The organism is Mycobacterium sp. (assembly GCF_004298145.1).
Taxonomy (GTDB): domain Bacteria; phylum Actinomycetota; class Actinomycetes; order Mycobacteriales; family Mycobacteriaceae; genus Mycobacterium.
Map to the genome: position 1 here is coordinate 30,196 of NZ_SCRH01000070.1, position 20,295 is coordinate 50,490.

At 67.6% G+C, this 20,295-nt stretch carries 21 protein-coding genes; 5 read left to right on the top strand and 16 right to left on the bottom strand.

Annotated elements, in window-relative coordinates; genetic code table 11:
- Window positions 1-252: 252 nt before the first annotated feature.
- Window positions 253-1,428 carry a hypothetical protein gene (locus EPN51_RS27585; protein WP_293049056.1) on the bottom strand — a complete coding sequence of 392 codons (1,176 nt, stop codon included), beginning with the start codon at window positions 1,426-1,428 and terminating at the stop codon, window positions 253-255.
- A 334-nt stretch (window positions 1,429-1,762) separates the two neighbouring features.
- Window positions 1,763-2,269, bottom strand: coding sequence for a GreA/GreB family elongation factor (locus EPN51_RS27590; RefSeq protein WP_293049057.1), 507 nt, complete (start codon window positions 2,267-2,269; stop codon window positions 1,763-1,765).
- A gap of 318 nt (window positions 2,270-2,587) precedes the next feature.
- Here EPN51_RS27590 and EPN51_RS27595 point away from each other — a divergent pair, with 318 nt between their 5' ends.
- From EPN51_RS27595 to EPN51_RS27605, 3 genes are read left to right on the top strand one after another with little or no spacing between them, the layout of a single operon-like run.
- Window positions 2,588-3,316 (top strand): superoxide dismutase family protein, encoded by a 729-nt coding sequence (locus EPN51_RS27595; RefSeq protein ID WP_293049058.1) that lies wholly within the window; start codon window positions 2,588-2,590, stop codon window positions 3,314-3,316.
- A gap of 58 nt (window positions 3,317-3,374) precedes the next feature.
- Window positions 3,375-3,788 carry a hydrogenase gene (locus tag EPN51_RS27600; protein WP_293049059.1) on the top strand — a complete coding sequence of 138 codons (414 nt, stop codon included), beginning with the start codon at window positions 3,375-3,377 and terminating at the stop codon, window positions 3,786-3,788.
- Window positions 3,789-3,838: 50 nt separating this feature from the next.
- Window positions 3,839-4,489, top strand: coding sequence for a DUF1345 domain-containing protein (locus EPN51_RS27605; RefSeq protein ID WP_293049060.1), 651 nt, complete (start codon window positions 3,839-3,841; stop codon window positions 4,487-4,489).
- Between the two features lie 88 nt (window positions 4,490-4,577).
- On the opposite strand, the gene EPN51_RS27610 is transcribed toward EPN51_RS27605, so the two are convergent.
- On the bottom strand, window positions 4,578-5,678 hold the full coding sequence (locus EPN51_RS27610) for a ferritin-like domain-containing protein (RefSeq protein ID WP_293049061.1): 1,101 nt from the start codon (window positions 5,676-5,678) through the stop codon (window positions 4,578-4,580).
- A gap of 275 nt (window positions 5,679-5,953) precedes the next feature.
- Between EPN51_RS27610 and EPN51_RS27615 the strand changes: the two genes are divergently transcribed.
- Together EPN51_RS27615 and idi are read left to right on the top strand one after the other, a co-directional pair.
- On the top strand, window positions 5,954-6,880 hold the full coding sequence (locus EPN51_RS27615) for a heme o synthase (protein WP_293049144.1): 927 nt from the start codon (window positions 5,954-5,956) through the stop codon (window positions 6,878-6,880).
- Between the two features lie 24 nt (window positions 6,881-6,904).
- Window positions 6,905-7,543 carry an isopentenyl-diphosphate Delta-isomerase gene (gene idi / locus EPN51_RS27620; protein ID WP_293049062.1) on the top strand — a complete coding sequence of 213 codons (639 nt, stop codon included), beginning with the start codon at window positions 6,905-6,907 and terminating at the stop codon, window positions 7,541-7,543.
- Here idi and EPN51_RS27625 read toward each other — a convergent pair.
- From EPN51_RS27625 to EPN51_RS27685, 13 genes are all read right to left on the bottom strand, one after another.
- Window positions 7,478-9,811 (bottom strand): ABC transporter permease, encoded by a 2,334-nt coding sequence (locus EPN51_RS27625; protein ID WP_293049063.1) that lies wholly within the window; start codon window positions 9,809-9,811, stop codon window positions 7,478-7,480. The genes idi and EPN51_RS27625 overlap by 66 nt on opposite strands.
- 9 nt (window positions 9,812-9,820) lie before the next feature.
- Window positions 9,821-10,540 (bottom strand): ABC transporter ATP-binding protein, encoded by a 720-nt coding sequence (locus tag EPN51_RS27630; protein ID WP_293049064.1) that lies wholly within the window; start codon window positions 10,538-10,540, stop codon window positions 9,821-9,823.
- Window positions 10,537-11,352: a methyltransferase domain-containing protein gene (locus EPN51_RS27635; RefSeq protein ID WP_293049065.1), complete on the bottom strand. Its 816-nt coding sequence runs from the start codon at window positions 11,350-11,352 to the stop codon at window positions 10,537-10,539. Before EPN51_RS27635 ends, EPN51_RS27630 begins: the two co-directional genes overlap by 4 nt.
- A 65-nt stretch (window positions 11,353-11,417) precedes the next feature.
- Window positions 11,418-11,840, bottom strand: a complete 423-nt coding sequence (locus EPN51_RS27640) for a PAS domain S-box protein (RefSeq protein ID WP_293049066.1) — start codon at window positions 11,838-11,840, stop codon at window positions 11,418-11,420.
- Window positions 11,841-11,889: 49 nt separating this feature from the next.
- Complete coding sequence (locus EPN51_RS27645) at window positions 11,890-12,564, bottom strand: isoprenylcysteine carboxylmethyltransferase family protein (protein ID WP_293049067.1); 675 nt, start codon at window positions 12,562-12,564, stop codon at window positions 11,890-11,892.
- 38 nt (window positions 12,565-12,602) lie between these two features.
- Window positions 12,603-14,117, bottom strand: a complete 1,515-nt coding sequence (locus EPN51_RS27650; RefSeq protein ID WP_293049068.1) for an adenylate/guanylate cyclase domain-containing protein — start codon at window positions 14,115-14,117, stop codon at window positions 12,603-12,605.
- A gap of 99 nt (window positions 14,118-14,216) precedes the next feature.
- Window positions 14,217-15,836: a chaperonin GroEL gene (gene groL, locus EPN51_RS27655; protein ID WP_293049069.1), complete on the bottom strand. Its 1,620-nt coding sequence runs from the start codon at window positions 15,834-15,836 to the stop codon at window positions 14,217-14,219.
- A 138-nt stretch (window positions 15,837-15,974) separates the two neighbouring features.
- Entirely contained in the window at window positions 15,975-16,277 is a 303-nt protein-coding gene (gene groES, locus EPN51_RS27660; RefSeq protein ID WP_007167930.1) for a co-chaperone GroES, read from the bottom strand.
- A gap of 272 nt (window positions 16,278-16,549) precedes the next feature.
- A complete protein-coding gene (gene tsaD, locus EPN51_RS27665) occupies window positions 16,550-17,575 on the bottom strand; it encodes a tRNA (adenosine(37)-N6)-threonylcarbamoyltransferase complex transferase subunit TsaD (protein WP_293049070.1) in 1,026 nt (341 codons plus the stop codon).
- Between the two features lie 52 nt (window positions 17,576-17,627).
- On the bottom strand, window positions 17,628-18,113 hold the full coding sequence (rimI, locus tag EPN51_RS27670; protein ID WP_293049071.1) for a ribosomal protein S18-alanine N-acetyltransferase: 486 nt from the start codon (window positions 18,111-18,113) through the stop codon (window positions 17,628-17,630).
- Window positions 18,110-18,736 carry a tRNA (adenosine(37)-N6)-threonylcarbamoyltransferase complex dimerization subunit type 1 TsaB gene (gene tsaB, locus EPN51_RS27675; protein ID WP_293049072.1) on the bottom strand — a complete coding sequence of 209 codons (627 nt, stop codon included), beginning with the start codon at window positions 18,734-18,736 and terminating at the stop codon, window positions 18,110-18,112. The genes rimI and tsaB overlap by 4 nt, the downstream gene beginning before the upstream one ends.
- On the bottom strand, window positions 18,733-19,218 hold the full coding sequence (locus EPN51_RS27680) for a tRNA (adenosine(37)-N6)-threonylcarbamoyltransferase complex ATPase subunit type 1 TsaE (RefSeq protein WP_293049073.1): 486 nt from the start codon (window positions 19,216-19,218) through the stop codon (window positions 18,733-18,735). Before EPN51_RS27680 ends, tsaB begins: the two co-directional genes overlap by 4 nt.
- On the bottom strand, window positions 19,205-20,260 hold the full coding sequence (locus tag EPN51_RS27685; protein ID WP_293049145.1) for an alpha/beta hydrolase: 1,056 nt from the start codon (window positions 20,258-20,260) through the stop codon (window positions 19,205-19,207). The genes EPN51_RS27680 and EPN51_RS27685 overlap by 14 nt, the downstream gene beginning before the upstream one ends.
- Window positions 20,261-20,295: the final 35 nt, after the last annotated feature.

Sequence of the window (20,295 nt, forward strand, 5' to 3'; positions counted from 1 at the left end):
GGTGAGATCCACGTCCGCTGGCGCCGGTGGTCATATCAGTGACTTCCGATAGTTCAATGCTGCGTAGAACCGCTTGCGGCCCAGTGCTTTTCGACGCATACATCCGTGGTGCAGGGCGTTGCGGAGGGCTTTCCCCTCAGATTCCCGCCGCGGCAGCGCGATGGCGGGTGTGTTGGCGATCCTTGGCGCTGCGCTCGCCGATTCCCAAGCCTCCGCGATTAATCGGGAGGGCGCGCATGCGGCGCCAGCCGTTCACCAGCGCAGCATCGCGGCAACGCCGCCGGCGTCGCTCAGCCCTCCGTCGGCCGCGCCCTCGATCGGACTAACCCGGGCCCCCGTCTTGAATGCCCGCTCGACGAGCCGTTCGGTCAACCGTGGCTCCGGCGTCCCTGGGCGTCCGTCCGGGCCGACCTCGTCGCCGCCGTACAACGCCCCGTCGGCGCCCACGCTCCCCACATACCGAACCTTCGGGTCGTACACCAAGTGCGCGACCCTCCCGGCGTTCAAAGCCGCGGCCACCTCGGACAACCCCAGGGCCGCAGCTCCCGACCCGGCGGCGTCACGGACCTGCCCCAGGAGCCGCCTCTCGCGCTCGGTGTGCTGATCGTGAGCCCACTCGGTGATGGCCGTCGCCAACGCATCGTCATCGAGTCCGTTGAGGACACGAGAGTCGGCGAATACCTTGTCACGAAGCGCTTGAGGAAAGCTCGCGACGCTGGGCTCGGTCCAGCGTTCCCCGGCACTGACGAGAATTCGCTCCCAACCGCGATCACCGGCCAGCTCCGCAGCCACCTCGATCACCTGGCCCAAGAATCGCTGCATCCGGTCACGTTCGCGGGCCTTGCGCTGTTCGCGCATCGGTGTGTTGAACTGCCCCTCCGGACCACCCCCGAGTTGCCCGGCACGCTCGTGCGGTGCCTCAACGTACTGCTGCTGCATTCGCCTCAACATCTGCAGCGACCCGACCCGCCACTCGAACAGCCGCGCCTCCTCCGCAGAGATCACGACGACGCCGGCGGCCCGGCCTTCGTCGAGCAACTCCAGCAGGGGGTGGATGAACGGGCCATCGTCCAAGACCACCCGATTGGCCACCGGCATCGCGCTGTCCAGCCGCAGTATCCAATCGCTTTCCAGCGCGGCGAAGGCGATGCGGCTTCGGCCCGACGCGGCCGGGCTCGCCAGACTCTCTATCTGCGGCCAGAGTCGCTCCAGAGCGGCAGCCACGGCGCGGCTCTGATCGGAACCGGCATCCTCGGCAACCCGACGCCGCAACTCCCGAAATCGGTTTCGCAGGTCGATTGCGGCGGCTTTCAGGTTCGGGTCGTGCCTGGGATCGGCGTTGATGTAGACGGACAACACGCCGAGCTGGTCGGTTCGCTGGGCGAGGTCCCACAGTCCGTCCTCGTCCAGCCGCTCGATCGTTACCACGGTTCTCTCGATCCTTTCGCAGCGACTACGCCGGCGCCTCTGGCGACCGGTTCTTGTGAGTTCGTTTGGGCCTCTCGGTTCGAGCCGCCCCTTTCTCACGCCGCGTTGTCGCCGTCGACGGGCTTATCGCTTGCTCGGCGACGTCGGATGTGTCTCCGAGACGGCTAAGGCGGTGGCGCTACAAAACCGCCCTCGTCTTCCCACCGGTCTACCTGCTTGGCCGGAATGTCGGACAACTCATGATGCATCAGCACCGACTTGCGTCTATCGGTGAATTTGCCCATGTCAGCGACTCTACGCCCGCGCCTGCACACCAGTCTCCGGCGCGCGGCGCTCATCGTTGCGCGGCGGTAAGCAGCTGTGGCCCAGCGCTTTTCGCCACGTGCATCCCGCAGGGCAGGGCCTTGAGCAGCGTCACGAACCGCCCTGTCCCATCAGGGATTGCGTAGAAGCGCTGATCGCCGGGACGGGCGCCGACAATCGCGCGGCCCAACGGGGACGCCGTCGAGTAGGCCCTGATGTCGGCGCCTTCGGCGCCGGGCCTGCCGAGCAGAAACGTTTCGGTTTCGCCGGTGTCGTCGTAGCGAATGGTCAACACCATGCCCGCTTCGGCGACGGGGTCGAAGGCGGCCGCTTCGCCGACGACGACCGCGTTGGTCAGCAACTCCTCGATCCGGTCGATGCGCGCTTGTCGCACCGACTGGCGCGCGCGCAGATTCGGGTCGTGGTCCATGAGGTCGTCGGGAACTTCGACGCCGGGGCGCGAACGCAGCCCGGCGAGTTCGTCGTGCAATCGGGTGTAGTCGTGCGCCGTCATGCGGATGCGTTGAATGGCGGTCATGGCGCTGTGACGTCCTTTCGTGACGAGGGGTTGTCGCCAGGGGCGGGCGGGCCTGTGCACCGCCCCTGACGACTTGGTGCGCCCTGGGGTGGGCGAAGTCTTCGTCCGTTGCTGATTCCATGGTCGCGCGGCCGGCCGCATTGGCGCTTGCCCGAGCCGGACAACGGCGAACCACCCCGTTGTCGAGCTCCGACAACGTAGGGCCCGCTACACAGCTCGATCACCGGCCGTCGAATCGACGATGCGCCGCCGCTACGGTCTCGGTGCGACCGCGCGTCATATTCGTTTTGAAATCGGCGAATTGGGTAGGCACCGCCCATGAACAAGCGTGTATCGCTCGCGGTCGCGGCGCTCACCGCGACCATCGCACCGCTGGCCGGCTGCGCGAACCAGCAGAGCAGCCAGCCCAATACGTCACCGCTGACCAGCCCGGCCCAGGGCGCGGAGAGGCTGACCACCCAGCTGAAGACCGCCGACGGGAGCCCGGTCGCCAACGCCACCTTCGAATTCGCGAACGGCTACGCGACGGTGACCGTGGAAGCCGGTCCCAACCAGGTGCTGAGCCCCGGTTTCCATGGGCTGCAAATCCACTCGGTCGGCAAATGCGAGGGCGATTTCGACTCCGCGGGAACCGTCTACCAGGCGGCCGATCACACGAGTCATCCCGCCAGCGGCGACCTGACCGCGTTGCAGGTGCGCTCCGACGGCTCGGCGAAGCTCGTCACCACCAGTAATTCGTTCACCGCCGCTGACCTGAAAAACAGCTCGGGCAGCGCGCTGATCCTGCACGAGACCGTCGACAACCTGGGCAGCGGTCCCACCGCCGAGTCGAACAAGCGCATCGCCTGCGGTGTGATTGCGGCGTCGTCGGCGACGACGACCACGTCGACCACCAGCGTCACGACCAGCACCAGCACCAGCACCGTCGTCGTGCCACCGCCGTCGACGAGCACGAGCACCGTCACGGTCACCAGCACCCCGACCACGACCTCCACACCGACCACGACCGTGACGACTCCGCCCAGCCTGCCGCCGGGCACCCGCTGACGCGCTAGACGGGAAAGAAAACACCGCGGGCTCTGGGGCGACGAATTACTGTTCTGAAATGCAGACCGTGCTGTTCACCCTTGGCCTGGTCCTATTCCTACTCGGGCTGCTCACCGGGATCGCGGGGCCCGCACTGAAAAATGCGCGCATGGCGCTGTCGAGCCACCTCGAGGGGGTGCTCAACGGCATGTTCCTGGTGTTGCTCGGTCTGCTCTGGCCACACATCCGGCTGTCCAACGCGTGGGAAACGACGGCCGCCGCACTCATCGTGTACGCCGCCTACGCGAACTGGTTGGCGACGCTGCTCGCGGCGGCGTGGGGTGCCGGGCGCAGATTCGCGCCCATCGCGGCGGGCGACCACCGGGCCTCGGCGGCAAAGGAACGGGTTGTCGGCTTTCTGCTGTTGTCGCTCGCGCTGTCGATCCTGGTCGGCGTGGGCATCGTCATCGTCGGGGTCATCCTCGGGCGCTGACGACCGTTTCGCGGTACCGGATGGCAGGCGCTCGTGCTTAGGTCGGGATTGTGCCATCCCTCGTTCAACTCTTTCGCGACACGGTCGCGGCCCGGATAGCGGTTGCCGCCGTGCTCGGGGTCGCCGTCGCTCTCGTGGTCGGCAACACGGTCGGCTGGCGATTCGCGCTTGTCGGCTGGATCGTCACCGCCGGTATCTACGTGGTGTGGACGCGGCTCCTTCTGGGCGGAATGGATGCCGATCAGACCAGCGAATACGTGACGAAGGAGGACCCCACCCGGTGGGTGGCCGACGCGGTCATCGTGTCGGCAAGTGTGGCGAGCCTGGGCGGGGTCGGTTACGTGGTGGCCGCCGCTTCGCGCTCGGGGCCCGGCGCCGTAGAAGCCGCCGTCGTCGGCATCCTGACCGTCGCGGCGTCCTGGTTTGCCGTGCACACACTGTTCACGGTGCATTACGCGCGGCTCTACTATTCGGACGAGCCGGGTGGAATCGACTTCCACGACCCGGAGCGGCCCCGCTTTCGCGACTTCGCGTATGTGGCCTTCACCGTCGGCATGACCTATCAGGTGTCAGACACCGAGATCGGATTGACCTCCATCAGGGCGACGGTGTTGCGCCATGCGCTGCTGTCCTACCTGCTCGGCGCGGTCGTCTTGGCGGTCACCATCAACCTGATCGCGGGATTGGGTTCCAAGTTCTGATCGAGCCGCGGCCGAAGTGGCGCCGACCGTGAGGCCTCTGCACGAAAAGCGTTGGCGGAGTTATGCAGTCGATGCGGAGGACATCGAGTCAGCTCGCGCCCGCCGCGATCACCTCGTCCACCTCGAGCGCCCGGCCGGCCATCTCGGCGTGTGCCTTGTCCAGCGCGTCGGCCTGATCTTCATCGGCCTTCATCAGCGCCTCGATGTCGGAGCCGGCCATGTCGAGAACACCCATGTCCCTGAAGGCCTTCTGCACCTTGTCACCCCACAACCCGATGTCCTTGACGATCGGCACGATACGGCTGAACAGGTGCGAGCGGAACTGGATCATCAGCGGCGACGCGTCGACCCACTCGACGCACGCCGGGACGTCCATGCCGAGGGTCTCGAAGACCTCCTCGCCACGGAACCGGTCGCGCATCAGGTAACAGGCGTCCACGACGAACTCTTCACGCTCGTCCCGCTCGGCCTCGGTCAGCGCGGAATAGTAGTCCTTCAGCGAGATTCGGCCGAACGCAACGTGCCGGGCCTCGTCCTGCATGACGTAGGCCAGCACCTGCTTGGCCAGCGAGTCCGGTGCCGCCATGTCACGCAGTGTCCCGAAGGCGGCGAGCGCGAGCCCTTCGATGAGGACCTGCATGCCGAGGTAGGGCATGTCCCAGCGCGAGTCGCGCAGGGTGTCGTCCAGCAGTGCGGTCAGGTGCTTGTTGATCGGGTATACGACGCCGACCTTGTCCTGCAGGAAGCGCGAGAACGCCTCGACATGGCGGGCCTCGTCCATGGTCTGGGTGGCCGCGTAGAACTTCGCGTCCAGGTCCGGGACGACCTCGACGATCTTGGCCGCGCACACCATCGCTCCCTGCTCGCCGTGCAGGAACTGCGAGAACTGCCAGGCCTGGGAGTGCTGGCGCATCTCGGCGCGACGTGCCTCGCTCGCGGCGTCCCACATCGGGCTGCCGAACAGCGGATGGAACTCGTCGGGCAGCCCGACCGGGTTCATCGGGTCGACGTCTTGCGACCAGTCGATGCGCGACTGGGCATCCCACTGCTTGTCTTTTCCCTTTTGGTACAGCGAAAGGAGCCTGGCGCGCCCCTCGTCGTACTCCCACGTGAAGCGCGCGTCGCCGGCGCTGGGGACCTCCCACGAATAGGGCGCGGGCACCACCGTGTACTTGTCTCTCGTGGTCATGAGCTGCCGCCTTTCCGCCCAATATGACCAGTGGTCATATGACACTTATCACATTGCACCGGGCGCGGCGGCGCGTCAAGCCTGACGGGCGGTCGCACGGATCGCGGCCCCGCTTCTCGCGATGGTCATGGATTACGGGTCGCGCCCGTTGACGCCGGCCGAGTGCGCCGCCACCGGGCCCGTTGAACGGAAGTTGCTCGCCGTTCGTGTCCCTATTGCCGGGCGCCTTGGCGATGAACAGTCCTGAGGATCAGCCGTAGGGGACAAACGTGGGGATCCGTGAGCAGACTCATTCATCAATCGGTGGTCGTCTCAGCGTCACGCTGTCGGAGTACGTAGCCCTGACGAAACCGCGGACCATCCACCTTGTGGTGGGCCTGATACCCGCGATACTGCTCGTTCACCGCGGCGTCGTTGCGCCGGTGCTGATCCTCAACACGCTGATCGGCGCGATGCTGGCCGCGGCGGGCGCCAACACATTGAACTGCGTTGCGGACGCCGACATCGACAAGCTTATGGAGCGCACAGCCGGCCGTCCGCTCGCGCGCGCCGCCGTCTCCACACGTCACGCCCTGGCGTTTGGGTTGGCGCTCAGCGTCGGGTCGGTTTTCTGGTTGTGGTGGACGACGAATCCGTTGACCGGACTGCTGGCGGTGGCGACGATCGCGTTCTACGTGCTCGTCTACACGCTCCTGGTCAAGCGGCGCACCTCGCAGAACGTGGTCTGGGGCGGCGCAGTCAACGCCATGCCCATGCTGATCGGCTGGTCAGCCGTCGCGGGGTCCGTCGGCTGGCAAGCCCTGGTGATGTTCGCGATCGTCTTTTTCTGGACGCCGCCGCACAGCTGGGCCTTGGCGATGCGCCATAAGGAGGACTACCGCACCGCGGGCGTGCCGATGTTGCCGGCGTTGGTCAGCGAACGCCGGGTGACCAAGCGGATGCTCTTCTACACGTGGTTGACCGTGTTCGCGACGCTTCTGCTGGCACTCGCCACCGGCTTGCTCTACGGCGCGGTGGCACTGCTCGCGGCGGTGTGGCTCCTGGTGACGGCCCACCATCTCCACGCCCGGGTTCGTCGCGGCGAGCCCGTCGAACCGCTACGGCTGTTCCAGCGGTCCAACAACTACCTGGCCGCGGTGTTTTCCGCGCTGGCAGTGGATTCGGTGCTGGGGCTGCCGACGGTCCTGGGGCTGGCCGGCTGACTGGGTGAAATGCGAAGGTGCGATGTGGACAGCCCACAACCAGATAACCGCATCGTCTCCAACAACGACGAGCAGCTGATTTTGGTGGACGGCGATGACCGCGAGATCGGCTTCCTGGCCAAGGGCGATGCGCACGCCGGCCGCGGAAAGCTGCACCGCGCCTTCTCGCTGTTCGTGTTCAAACCCACGGGCGAACTGCTCGTGCAGCAGCGCGCGCAGGGCAAACGCCTGTGGCCGGGCTACTGGTCCAACACCTGCTGCTCGCACCCCCGCCGCGGTGAGGCAATGGACGACGCCATCCGCCGTCGCCTGCTGGAGGAATTCGGCCTTTCCGCAGAGTTCGAGTTTCTCTTCAAGTTCCGCTACCGGGCGCAGTACGACGAGCAGGGCGCTGAGCACGAACTCTGCTGGGTCTACGCAGGGCGCAGCGCCCAACGACCACGGGAAAACGTCACCGAGATCGCGGCGTGGCGCTACGTCACACCGGGGGCGCTTCAGGCCGAGATCACTTGTGCTCCAAAGACTTTCACGCCGTGGTTTAAGCTGTCGTGGGCACGTATCGTGCGGGCCCATTCGCAGTTGCTGGGCGCGACAGAGCTATTGCCCACGCTCCCTGACAACCCTGGCCACGTCGATGCGTTCGATCAGCCGGGCCGCAGGTAGCTGCGAGAACGCAGCGGCCGCCGTGACGGCGCCGGTGGCGAGGATCAGCGCCGCGGGTCCGATGGACAAGTGCAGGCTGAACAGGTCGTTGTTGAACGAGCGCAAAAACAGCCAGCCGGCGGCGACCCCAGCGGCGAGGCCGATCGGAACGGCCAGCAGAGTGGCAGCGACGTTTTCCATCGCCAGGGCGGCGGTAAGTCGCCGGACGGGTGCGCCGGCCGCCCGAAGGGTGGCAAGCTCGCCCGTCCGCTCGGCCAGGTTGACGCTCATGGTCACGTAGATGACGGTGAATGCGAGCAACGCACCCAGCACCAGCATTGCGCCCGCGAACGCCCAGAATATGACCAGGAAGTTGTCGAGCTGGTTCTCGACGGCGCGGGTGTCGGTGTAGGCGACCACCCCGGTGAGGCCCGTGGCGGCTGCGCGCACCCGATCGCGATCGACGCCGGCGCCGAAGCGGAGTAGGTACCCGCCGGGTTCGGCGTTGGTGATCGACCGCGCAGCAGGATTCGTCGCATACAACGCGGTGCCCAACGGTTCGTCCAGCAATCCGGCCAGGCGAACCCGCGTGGGCGGTGCCGTCGCAGGAATGACGGTTATTTCGTCGCCGACGCGCACGCCGAGTCTGTCCGCGAGCGCGGCGCCGGCGAGGACGCCGTCGGGTGGCAGCGTGCCGCCGGGCGTGTGGAATCCGTGCATCACCGTGGCGGGTTCCAGGCCGGTGAGCGTGGTCGGGTAGGCGCGCCCATTTGCGGCGACACCAATCCGTTCAATGGTTGCCGGCTCCGCGACGGCGACGCCGGGAATTGATTTCAACTGTGCCCCAACATCATTCGCGCCCCTCGCGACGAGGACCGTCGCGTCCTGACGCTGGATATCGCCAAACTCGATGGCGAGCATCGCTCGAACACTGGTGAGCATGCCGGCCGACGCCAGGATCAGAACCAGGGCCAGCACACCACCGACCATGGTGGCGATGGTGCGGCGTCGACTGCGGGTCAGGGAGCGCAACGCCATCCGCACCACGACGGGCAACAGCGTCCACCGCGCGGACAGTCGGACGAGCGGACCTGTGCGGAGCGGGTTGAAGTCGCCGCGCATCGCTTCGGCCGGCGCAGCCCGGGCGGCACCGATCGCGGGGGCGAGTCCGCCGATCGCCCCGGTGGCCAGCCCGAGGACGAAACCGATGACGGCGGTGGGCATTCGGTGCCCGATCACGGTGTCGGGCAAGTTCAGCAAGGACGCATAGACATGGGTGTAGGCGGTGGTGGCCGGTGCCGCGGCGACGATCCCGGCCAGCGCGCCGACTGTGGCGACGACCGAGCCGTACCACACGTAGTGCCGGACGACGGCGCCGCGGCGCGCCCCCAGGGCGAGGAGGGTGCCGACGATCGCCCGTTCGGTGCGGATGAGGCGAGTGATGAGCACGTACTCTGCGATCGCCGCGGCGGTCAGGAACAACGCGGGAAACCCGATCGCCATGACCCTGAAGCCGTTGAAGTTTTCACGCAACGCGGCATTGGACGGTTGATCGGCGCGGTCCTCGATATCCACGGCGCCCGCCGAACCGAGCAGTCTGGTGACGCGCTCACGGACGGGTTGCGTTGCGGCGCCGGTCATTTCGATCAACGTCTGGTTCGGCTCGATGCGCGCCGCCAGCGTCCGGGCGAGCGGTTCGGGTGCGAATACCACGGCAAACGCATGGGGATCGCCGAGGATGTCTTGGCGGTTCCGCGCCGGCCAGAGATATTCCGGCGATTGCGCGACGCCTGCAATGGTCAAGTCGTGCCACCTGGTGCCGTCGAACACTTTCAGACGGCCGCCGGGGACGAGGCCGAAGGTGCGCGCGGTGTGCCGTTCGACGACAACCTGGTCGTCGCGTGCGGGGTCGGGGAATGCCCCTGCGATGACATCGATTTTGTTGATTTCGGTATGGCCTACCGGCGGTATTCCGACGACCCGTCCGACGAGTTTGGTGGCTCCGATCGTCATCGGTTGGTCCGCCTGCGTGCGGGTGGCGACGCGCACGACACCCCCGCTGTCGCCGATCGCCGCGGCGATGGTGTCCGGGTCGCCGCCTGTGACGGTCAGATCGGCGAAATGCGTTCTGGCATAGGTGCGGTCGTACGACGCCTGCACGTTACGGAAGGAATCGTAGCTGACGACGTACAGCAGCACCCCTAACATCACCATCATGCCGATGGCGCTCGCCTGGGGCAGCCGCCGTCGCAGGTCGCGTCGGGCCTTCTTGCTCAAGGCACTACGCATCACAACTCGTCACCACCGGATCGTTGCGGCATCGGCCGGCAGTGCGTTGCGGTCGGCGGAAACGATTGCGCCGTCGCGCATCCTGATGACGTGATCGGCGACGTCGGCGACGGCCTCGTTGTGCGTCACCACGATCACGCCGCGTCCGGCGCGGCTGGTCCGCTGCAGCAGCTGCAGAACGCGACGCCCGGTCGCTACGTCCAACGCGCCGGCCGGCTCATCCGCAAGCACCAGGTCGGGGTCGGTGGCCAGCGCCCGGGCGATCGAGACGCGCTGCTGTTCGCCGCCCGACAGCTGCGCGGGGAAGTGACGCGCGCGATCCGACAAGCCCACAGCGGCGAGCAGATCTGAAACGCTGCGACGGTTGCCGCGGCCGGTGAGTTCGATCAGCGCCTGCACGTTCTCGTAGGCGGTCAGGGTGGGGATCAGATTGAAGAACTGGAACACGAAACCGACATGTGCGCGGCGGAACGCGCCCAGATCGCGCGGTCTGCGTCCCGAAATATCCTGCCCCGCTACCACGATCGCGCCACAGTCGGCGGATTCGATGCCGCCGATCACGTTGAGCAGCGTGGTCTTGCCCGAACCGCTTGGACCCAGGATTGCCACGAACTCGCCGGCAGGGATATCGAGATCGATGTCGCGAAGCGCGTGAACCGCAGCCGCGCCCGCGCCGTAGGTCTTGCTGACCCCGCATAGCCGGACGCCGCCGCGCATGGGTTTCGTCATCGCGTCCCCAACGACCTCCGGCCGATCCCCGCGGCCGACGGGGTGTGCCAAGGCTGGATGTCGGTGACCCGATCGGGCCGGCGTGCGATCACAAGCTGGGAGATTCCGCGCAGCTGCTGGTCGATGTCGATCAGTCCAGCCGCTGCGAGGAAGGCCGGGATGGTGGTGCGGTCGAAGACACGCACCCCGCAGATCGTGGCACCGATTTCGATCGCCTTCCGCACCAGGACCGATTCACGACCGTAGCTTGTCGTCACCGCGATCATTCCGCCAGGCGAGAGCACCCGAACCATCTCGTGGAGCACGGCGAACGGCTCCGGCATGAGGTGCAAAGCGGCAAAGCAGCACACCGCGTCGAAGACGCCATCGCTGAACGGAAGCCGGAGCGTGTCGGCGCGCATGTAGACAGCCCGAGCGCGGCTGTTGTCATGGACGGCGCGCTCCATCATCGCCACCGAATGGTCCAACCCGATGACGAAGCCATCCCCCTTGAGCCCGTCCGCGAATAGACCGGTGAAATCACCTGGGCCGCAAGCCACATCGAGCACCCGCTGCTCGCCGACCAAACGCAGGGCGGTGGCAGCGCGGTTGCGCTCAACGGGTATGGACATCCCGTGCAGGCCCCGCATCACACGCTGCGCAATGTTGTACCGCGGCGGCGCGCTCGGGCCGAGCAGGTCGGTGTAGCCATCGCAACAGCGCATCACGCGCATGACGTCGTCGCGGATCAGCCCGCGCGCCAACGCCGGCGACCACATCGCATCCGGGTCCATTTCCGCCCCGGGCCGTTGGGCGGCCATACCTTGTGTCACGCACGGCGGCGTTCGATGGTTCACCGAGTCGGGTCACGCCACCGTTCAGCAGGTGCGGCGCGGTCTTAGTGTTCAGCGCGGGCTCGTTGCCAGATCCGATGCGCGAGGTCGATCGGTGCGAGCGCTGCCCGCCACGCCGTCCCTTGCCACGGAGCGCCAACACCGACGAAGGTGACCACGGCGCCATCGGTACCGCCGCCCCTGCCGGGTATCAACTCAATAGTCGCGTGAGCAACGACAATCCGCCCGTCGTTGCGAAGAGCCGGAACGGTGAGTTTCCCGCGACTCATTCGGCCGCGCTTCATCGCCCGGTCAAAGCCCCACCAGTGCAGGGCCCGAAGTGCGGGCGGGATGATGACATTGAGGTTCCGGCCGAGCGTGTCATCCGCTGAATGGCCCACGACCTCCGTGACTGCAGCACCCCACTGATGGACGATGCCGGCCCGGTCCACCGTGACCGTGGCACGACTGGATTCGGAAGCGCCCATACCGAAATGACGGTACGGACGCACACCAAGTTCACCTCCCTCGCGCTGTTCACCAGATATAGGGCATCAATCGGTAACGGACCTTGCGCGCGTAGTCACGGTAGCCGTCCAGCTCGTGCTCGAGCATCGTCTCCTCGTCGAGGATTCGGATGGCCAGCACGAGAACTCCGGGAACCAGGATCAGCAGGCCCCAGTACGAGCCGAGGGCGAGCGGGATGCCCACCATCATGACTAGGTTGCCGAGGTACATCGGATGCCGAACGATTCCGTAGAGACCCGTCGACACCGGCTTCTGGCCCGGCTCAACGGTGATGTTGGCTGCCGCGTAACTGTTCTGTATGAGCGCCAGCAGCGCGATGCCGAGACCGGCCGATACCAACACATTGCCGGCCGCCGAAACCGCCGCGGGCACCGCGGACCAGCCGAACCGATGGTCGAGCGCGCACAACACCAGCTGCCCCATCGCCGAGAACCCCGCGACACCAATGACGATCTTCTGCACCGTCCTCGTTTCCGCCGACGGTCCCGCACGCATCCGTCGTTCCAGGGCGACCGGGTTCTTCCGGATCAAGTACGCGGCCGGCAGCAAGGTGGAGACCGAGAAGACGGCGATGAACAACCACGCCTGCCAGTAGTGGAAGGTCCCGGCCGGGACGAACAGCAGCACGACAAAGACGACAAACCCGATCAGTGCCGTGGCGGTCGCCTTGACACCAGTCTTCATCGCAATCCTCCTGGGCGCGCACGGGTAAATGTCAGCCGTCAACCAGTGGTCGCCGGGTCGAGTCCGAAGACCCTCACCGCGGCTGACTTGCCTTTCAGCTCATGTGATCCCCGGTCGACGAGTCCGGCCGGTCGACAAGCGAAGGCGTCGACGGTCTGGTCGGTGAGAAGGATCGCGTCACCGGTCGTCTTAGTGAGCTGCTCGACGCGGGCGGCGACGTTGACGGTGTCACCGATCAGGGCGAACTCGAGCTTGCCTCCGCCGCCGATGGTTCCGGCGATCACCTTGCCGGTGTTGATGCCAATGCCGATACGAAGCGCGTTATCGAAGCGCTCGGCAACGAGGCAATGGATCAGCACCGCGGCGCTCACCGCCGCGTCGGCGTGATTTTCGAGATCATTCGGGGCGCCGAAGACGGCCAGTGCGCCGTCGCCGAGGAACTTGTTGACGTGCCCACCGGTGTCGACGACAGCAGGCACCACGATCTCGAACAAGGCGTTGAGGCGCGCGACGGTGTCCTCGGCGGTGCTCGCTTCGGCGAACGGGGTGAAGTCGCGGATGTCGACGAACATCACCGTCACCTCGCGACGCTCCCCGCTGAAGACATCGTCACCCTGCTCGAGCAGCCGGGCCGCCAGCGCCGGATCGACATAGGTCCCGAACGCGCCCTGGAGTCGTTGTCGCTCAGCCAAACCCGCCTGCATCCGATTGAACAACGCCGCGAGCGCGCCCAGGTCGTCGTCCTGAACCACCGGCAGGCGCTGGCTGTAGTCGCCTACCGCGACACGTTCCGTTCCCTCGGCGAGGTCGCGGATCGGCCGCAGGGACGGTGCGAAGATGGCGCCGACACTGACCGGCAGGGTGAAGCCGACCAGCAGCACGCACGCGATTCCGATGGACAACAGCGGAGCGTCAACGACCCGGGCGAACACAATCGCCACCATCGCGGCGGTGACGGCGTTCGTGAACGCGACCGACAGCATGGACACGTTCGCCCAGGCGGCGAAAGTCGGTCGAGAGCGGGGCAGGGAGTCACCGATCCCGGTGCCGCCGGCGATCGCGGCGCGAACCGGCCGCAGCGCCCCTTCCACATAGCTGTGCACGGAGGCCAGCTGGGCGATACCTCCAATGACGGCGCCCAGGGCCGCGAACTGAACCAACGGCAACCCGCTTGCCCCGGCGATCGCGCCGACACCGGCGAACAGCAGCGCGGCCCAGACTGCGGTGACCCCCACGGCCCGGGCGGCCGCCCCGCGCGCGTACGTGTAGGTCTCGTCCAGCGCCTTCGCCGCATCGACTTCGCGGCCGGCCGCCCACTGCTCGGCAAGGCGGAGACCACCGAGGCCGGGAAGAACCACCAGGTACTGCAGGAGCAGCATTCCGCCCACGGTGACGGCGGCCGCCTCGACGTAGCGATCGGACTTCTGAAAGGCGACGACGACGAACGCCCAACCGAGGAAGGTCGGCGCCCCCAGGACGACAGTGATTGCGAAGGCCGCCCACGAAAACCTCGCGCCGTGTCGATCCCACGCCCACTGCCAAATGCGCTCCATGCCGCGACCGTAATCGCGAACCGCGGCTCGTGGGCGCTGTCAGCAAACAAACAAAGCGCCCCCGGTCTTTCGAGCCAGGGGCGCTTTGTCGTTGTTCACTCAGTGATGGTGGTGGTGCCCATGGCCGTGGTCGTCGTGGTCGTCGGCGGGCTTCTCGACGATCGCCGTTTCGGTGGTCAGCACCATCCGCGCCACCGACGCCGCGTTGAGCACCGCCGAGCGGGTGACCTTGACCGGGTCGATGACGCCGTCGGCGATCAAGTCACCGTAGGTGAGCTTGTCCGCGTTCAGGCCATGCCCGTTGGGCAGCTCGGTCACCTTGTGCACCGCGACCGCGCCATCGAGCCCGGCGTTCGTGGCAATCCAGTACAGCGGCGCCGCCAATGCCTCGGAGAAGACGCCGACGCCGAGTGCCTGATCGCCGGTCAGCGAACCGCGCAGCTTTTCCAGCGCCTCGCGGGTCTGCAGCAGGGCCGAGCCGCCGCCGGCGACGATGCCTTCCTCGACGGCGGCCTTGGCGGCCGCGACGGCATCCTCGACGCTTTCCTTGCGTTCTTTGAGCGCGGTCTCGGTGGCGGCGCCCACCTGGATCACGGCGACGCCGCCGGCCAGCTTGGCCAGCCGCTCCTGCAACTTCTCGCGGTCCCAATCGGAGTCGCTCGCCTCGATCTCGGCGCGCAACTGCTTGATGCGGTTGGCCACCGCGTCCTTGGTGCCGCCGCCGTCGACGATGACGGTGTCGTCCTTGCTGACCACCACGCGGCGAGCCGAACCCAGCACGTCGGTGCCGACCTCGCGCAGCAGCAGGCCGGCGTCGGGGTTGATCACCTGCCCGCCCGTCACGACCGCCAGATCCTCGAGGAACGCCTTGCGGCGGTCGCCGAAGAACGGCGCCTTGACCGCGACGGCCTTGAGCGTCTTGCGGATGGAGTTGACGACGAGTGTCGCCAGCGGCTCACCCTCGATGTCCTCGGCGATGATCAGCAGCGGCTTGCCCGATTCGGCGACCTTTTCCAGCATGGGCAGCAGGTCGGGCAGCGAGCTGATCTTGTCCTGGTGCAACAGGATGACGGGGTCGTCCAGCACGGCCTGCTGGGAATCGAAGTCGGTCACGAAATACGCCGACAAGAAGCCCTTGTCGAACCCGACACCCTCGGTGAACTCGAGTTCGGTGTTCAGCGTGGAGGATTCTTCGACGCTGACCACGCCGTCGGTGCCGACCTTGGTCATCGCCTCACCGACCAGCTCACCGAGGAGTTGGTCGCGCGACGACACGGTCGCCACCTGTGCGATCGCTTCCTTGCCGGAGACCGGGGTGGCCGACGCCAGCAGCGCCTCGGACACCGCGTCGGCGGCCTTGGAAATTCCCGCACCGAGTTCGATGGGGTTGGCGCCGGCCGCCACGAGGCGCAGGCCGCCCTTGACCAGCGCCTGGGCCAGCACGGTGGCCGTGGTGGTGCCGTCGCCGGCGACGTCGTTGGTCTTGGTCGCCACCGACTTCACCAGCTGGGCGCCCAGGTTCTCGAACGGGTCTTCCAGGTCGATCTCGCGGGCGACGGTGACACCGTCGTTGGTGACCGCCGGCCCGCCGAATGCCTTGGCCAGCACCACATGCCGGCCCCGCGGCCCCAGCGTCACCCGTACCGCGTCGGCGAGCGTGTTCACGCCCGCCTCGATGGCGCGGCGCGCCGTTTCGTCGTACTCAATAATCTTGCTCATCAGGCTCCTTCCGCCCGGCGACGAGGGAGGACGGGTAACCGTCCTGCTGAGGAGCCGGGCAATTCAAATCCGCCAAACGCATGCCGCCCCGGAAATCACCCGCGCGGACGCGGGGATCGCCGGGGCGGGACACGGTTCTTACTTGGAGACGACAGCCAGCACGTCGCGTGCCGACAGGATCAGGTACTCCTCGCCGTTGTACTTGATCTCGGTGCCGCCGTACTTGCTGTAGATGACGGTGTCGCCTTCCGAGACGTCCAGCGGGATGCGCTTCTCACCGTCTTCGTCCCACCGGCCGGGGCCGACTGCGACGACGGTGCCTTCCTGCGGCTTCTCCTTGGCGGTGTCGGGAATGACCAGACCGGACGCGGTCGTGGTCTCGGCCTCGTTGGCCTGCACGAGAATCTTGTCCTCGAGTGGCTTGATGTTCACCTTCGCCACGATTGGAGCCCTCCAGTGTTTGCTCGGGCCGGGACCTTCGCCCCGGCTGTGTGGGGTCGGGTCCGGGACGTGCCCGGACCGGAGTTGACGGCCGGCCCGGGGCTGGCCCCGGAACCTGCCGAATTATCAGGTGTTCGGCATTCGTCCATGACCGAGCGCCGTCGTCGCGGGTGCCGACGCAGGGCGTGGCCGATTGCCACCTAGCACTCTATACACGGGAGTGCTAGCACTCAAGGGCACCCTGCTGCTTCCCGCATGTTCGCCGTGAGCGATCAGCTGACCTGGGCTTTCACCACCGGCAGGCCCGGGTCACTGGGGACATCCAGCGGGGAGGGCGGCAGCCCGGCGGCCACCAGGTGCGCGGCGAACGAGGCGATCATCGCGCCGTTGTCGGTGCACAGCCGGGGCCGGGGGATGCGCAGGGTCAGCCCGGCCGTCGTGCAGCGCTGCTCCGCCAGCTCGCGCAACCGCGAATTCGCGGCCACTCCCCCCGCGATCAGCAACGTCGAGACGCCGAGGTCCGTCGCGGCGCGCACGGCCTTGCGGGTCAGGACGTCGGCCACGGCTTCGGAGAACCCGGCGGCGACATCGGCGTTCACCGCATCCGGGTGGCTCTCCAGGTACCGGGCCACGGCCGTTTTGAGGCCGGAGAAGCTGAACGCGTACGGGTCATCGCGCGGCCCGGTCATGCCGCGCGGGAACGCGACCGCGTCGCGGTCACCGGTGCGGGCCAACTCGTCGAGGACCTTGCCGCCCGGATAGCCCAGCCCCAGCAGCCGCGCCACCTTGTCGTACGCCTCGCCGGCCGCATCGTCGACGGTGCTGCCCAGCTCGACGATCGGCTCGCCGAGCGAACGCACATGCAACAGGTGGGTGTGACCGCCGGAGACCAGCAGCGCCACGCACTCGGGCAGCGGCCCGTGCTCGTAGACGTCGGCGGCCAGGTGGCCGCCCAGATGGTTCACCGCATAGAACGGCACGCCCCAGGCGGCCGAATACGCTTTGGCCGCAGCAACTCCCACCAACAGAGCGCCGGCCAGCCCCGGCCCGATGGTGGCCGCGACGATGTCGGGCCGGTCCAGGCCGGCGGTCGACAGCGCGCGGCGCATAGCCGGCCCCAGCGCCTCCAGGTGCGCGCGCGAGGCGATCTCGGGGACCACGCCCCCGAACCGCACGTGCTCGTCGACGCTGGACGCCACCTCGTCGGCCAACAGCGTGACGGTGCCGTCGGTATCCAGCCGCGCGATACCGACTCCCGTTTCGTCGCACGAGGTTTCGATGGCCAAGACCACGGTCATGCGCGCCGCTCCACCTCATGGCTCATTTCTTTATTGTCGCCGGCGCGGATCATCACGGCGCTCCCCCGCAAGCGGGAGGTGCCCCCACCCGCCGCATGGTGTACGCGTCCGCGCCGCTGACGCGGTAATAGCGCCGGCGCAGGCCGATCTGCTCGAACCCGACGCTGCGATACAACCCGATGGCCGCCGCGTTGTCGGTGCGCACTTCCAGGTACACGACACCGCCGTCGGCGAACGTCAGCAGCTCGTCGAGCAACCGGCGGCCGATGCCCTGCCCCTGGTAGTCGGGGTCCACGCCGATGGTGTGGACCTCGTGCTCGTAGGGGGGTGTGCGGCCCAACCGCATGATACCGGCATAGCCGACCAGCGTTTCGCCGGCGCGCGCGCCCACGTAATGGTTGTGGGCGCTGGCCAATTCCCGGTTGAACGCCGCGACCGGCCACGGGTCGTCGCCGTCGAAGAGCTGCGCCTCCAGCTCGGCGCACCGCTGCGCGTCGGCCCGCGTCAACGCGCCGACGGTCACGGGCTCGGCGATCATTGCCGCGTCGCCAACGGTTTGGCGTCGGGCCGACGCAGATACAGGGCCACCAGCGGCGCCGGCTCATCGGACCAATCACCCACCGCGGCAACAAGTCCGGCCGGGGTCGGATAAACGGGCTCGCACACCGGCAGGCCGAACACCGCCGCGTGTTCGGGTGAGCCGGCCACCTCCCGCGCGGTGCCGGGGTCGACGTCGGCGGGGGCGTCAACTCCGGGCCCGCCGGTCCGAATCCCGTCCCGGTAGCGGGCCCAGTAGACCTCGCGCCGGCGGGCGTCGGTGACCACCAGCGTGTCCCCGGTGGTTCGCACGCCGATGGCGTCCAGGCTGCACACCCCGTGCACCGGGATGCCCAGCGCATGCCCGTAGGCGGCGGCGGTGGCCATCCCCGCCCGCAGACCGGTGAACGGCCCCGGACCGCAGCCCGCCACGACGGCGTCGAGGTCGGCCATCGTCAGCCCCGCATCGGCCAGGGCGGCAACCACATTCGGGGTGAGCCGTTCGGCGTGGGCCCGGGCATCGACGGTGACCCGCTGCGCCAGCACGGACAGGTCCTCGCGCCGCACGATGCCGGCCGTCACCGCCGGGGTGGAGGTGTCGAGGGCCAGCACGAGGGTGCTCATGAATCGGTCCCGTCGGCCCACTGCCAGGTCGCGATCCGCACGTCGGATCCGCTGATGCGCTCCAGCCTGATGTCGAGGTGACGCTCCGCGAGCCGCTCGACCAGGCCTGCACCCCATTCCACCACCACGACAGCGTCGTCGAGATCGCTGTCCAAGTCCAGCGAATCGAGCTCACCGAGCAGGTCGGCGCCCTGGTTGCCGGTGTGGTCGAGCAACCGGTACATGTCGACGTGAATCATCGCCGGGGCCCCGGGGCGCCGCGGCGGATGCACCCGCGCCAACACATAGGACGGCGAGGTGATCGGGCCGTCGACATCCATGGCCGCGGCAATTCCCTTGGCCAGCACGGTCTTTCCTGCGCCCAGCGGACCGGAGAGCACCACCACGTCGCCCGCCCGCAGCTGCGCACCCAGCCGCGACCCCAACGCGATCGTGTCCTCGACGCGTTCGCACGTCGCGGTGCCGCCATCAGGGCCGGCCACGGCGCCGCAGCCTCGCTCGTATCCGCCGCAGCCTCAGCGCAGCCTTGGTCGGGGTGGTGCGCCTGACGAGCCGCACCAATCCGCCGTTGATGGCTTCCGGCTTGTCCAGCAGCGCCAGGTGACTCGCGCCGACGACGATGACCAGCTCGGACCGCGGCAGGCTGGCGGCCATCTTTCGTGAATACTCGTCCGGGGTGAGCAGGTCGTGGTCCCCGCATGCGATCAGGGTCGGGATCCGCAGCAGCGTCCACAGCCCGGCGGTTTCGTCATGTTTTTCCAGAGCGTCCAGGAATCCCACCATGGTGGGAATCGGTGTGCTGTTCATCATCCGCTGAGAGAACGCGTCCAGGCTCCGGCTGACGTGCAGGTCGCTGTAGGAGGCGGCCCGAAGCACCGGCCCGATCAATGAGCGGGATACGTTGCGGCCGCGGTGCATCAGGTTCGGCGCCGACCGCGCGGCGACCCGGACCGCTTCCAGCGCAGGGTTTTTCAGGATTTCACCCAGTGGGGATCTCGCAACCCCTTCGGCCGCCGAGGAAATCAGCGCTGCGCCCACGATGCGGCGCCCGTACTGTTCGGGAAACTGCCGAGCGTGCGACAACACCGTCATGCCGCCCATCGAGTGGCCCACCAGCACGATCATTCCGCGCGGCGCCACCACGTTCAGCACGGTTTGAAGATCCTTGCCGAGTTGGGTCAGCGTGTAGGTCTCGGGCGCGGTCTCGCCGGATCGGCCGTGCCCGCGCTGGTCGTAGAAGACCATCCGCACGTCCGGTCCCAGCTGATCGGGCAGCCGGGTCCGCTGGAAATGAAAGGCGCCCCTTTGCAAGCAGAAGCCGTGGACGAACACCAGGGTCAACGGCGCGTCGGCCGGTCCGGCTTCGCTCACCGCGAGCGGCACCCCGTCGGGTGTGGTGACCACCAGGCTGCGGTCGTCCTCGAGCCTGTCGAAATCCTCGTGGGCGTAAGGGTCTTCGGCCGTGGCGCGTTGGGTGATCGACCGGCGGGCCGAGGCCCCGATGATGGTGGCGATGGCGGTCAGCCCCGCGCCTCCCGCAAGCCAGGCCCTGCTCTTGT

Coding starts and splice junctions, on each gene's coding strand:
- EPN51_RS27630 (WP_293049064.1), bottom strand. CDS start 10,540: ATGACGAAACCCATGCGCGGCGGCGTCCGGCTATGCGGGGTCAGCAAG.
- EPN51_RS27625 (WP_293049063.1), bottom strand. CDS start 9,811: ATGCGTAGTGCCTTGAGCAAGAAGGCCCGACGCGACCTGCGACGGCGG.
- EPN51_RS27645 (WP_293049067.1), bottom strand. CDS start 12,564: ATGAAGACTGGTGTCAAGGCGACCGCCACGGCACTGATCGGGTTTGTC.
- EPN51_RS27595 (WP_293049058.1), top strand. CDS start 2,588: ATGAACAAGCGTGTATCGCTCGCGGTCGCGGCGCTCACCGCGACCATC.
- EPN51_RS27590 (WP_293049057.1), bottom strand. CDS start 2,269: ATGACCGCCATTCAACGCATCCGCATGACGGCGCACGACTACACCCGA.
- groL (WP_293049069.1), bottom strand. CDS start 15,836: ATGAGCAAGATTATTGAGTACGACGAAACGGCGCGCCGCGCCATCGAG.
- EPN51_RS27640 (WP_293049066.1), bottom strand. CDS start 11,840: ATGGGCGCTTCCGAATCCAGTCGTGCCACGGTCACGGTGGACCGGGCC.
- rimI (WP_293049071.1), bottom strand. CDS start 18,113: ATGATCGCCGAGCCCGTGACCGTCGGCGCGTTGACGCGGGCCGACGCG.
- EPN51_RS27610 (WP_293049061.1), bottom strand. CDS start 5,678: ATGACCACGAGAGACAAGTACACGGTGGTGCCCGCGCCCTATTCGTGG.
- tsaB (WP_293049072.1), bottom strand. CDS start 18,736: ATGAGCACCCTCGTGCTGGCCCTCGACACCTCCACCCCGGCGGTGACG.
- EPN51_RS27650 (WP_293049068.1), bottom strand. CDS start 14,117: ATGGAGCGCATTTGGCAGTGGGCGTGGGATCGACACGGCGCGAGGTTT.
- EPN51_RS27600 (WP_293049059.1), top strand. CDS start 3,375: ATGCAGACCGTGCTGTTCACCCTTGGCCTGGTCCTATTCCTACTCGGG.
- tsaD (WP_293049070.1), bottom strand. CDS start 17,575: ATGACCGTGGTCTTGGCCATCGAAACCTCGTGCGACGAAACGGGAGTC.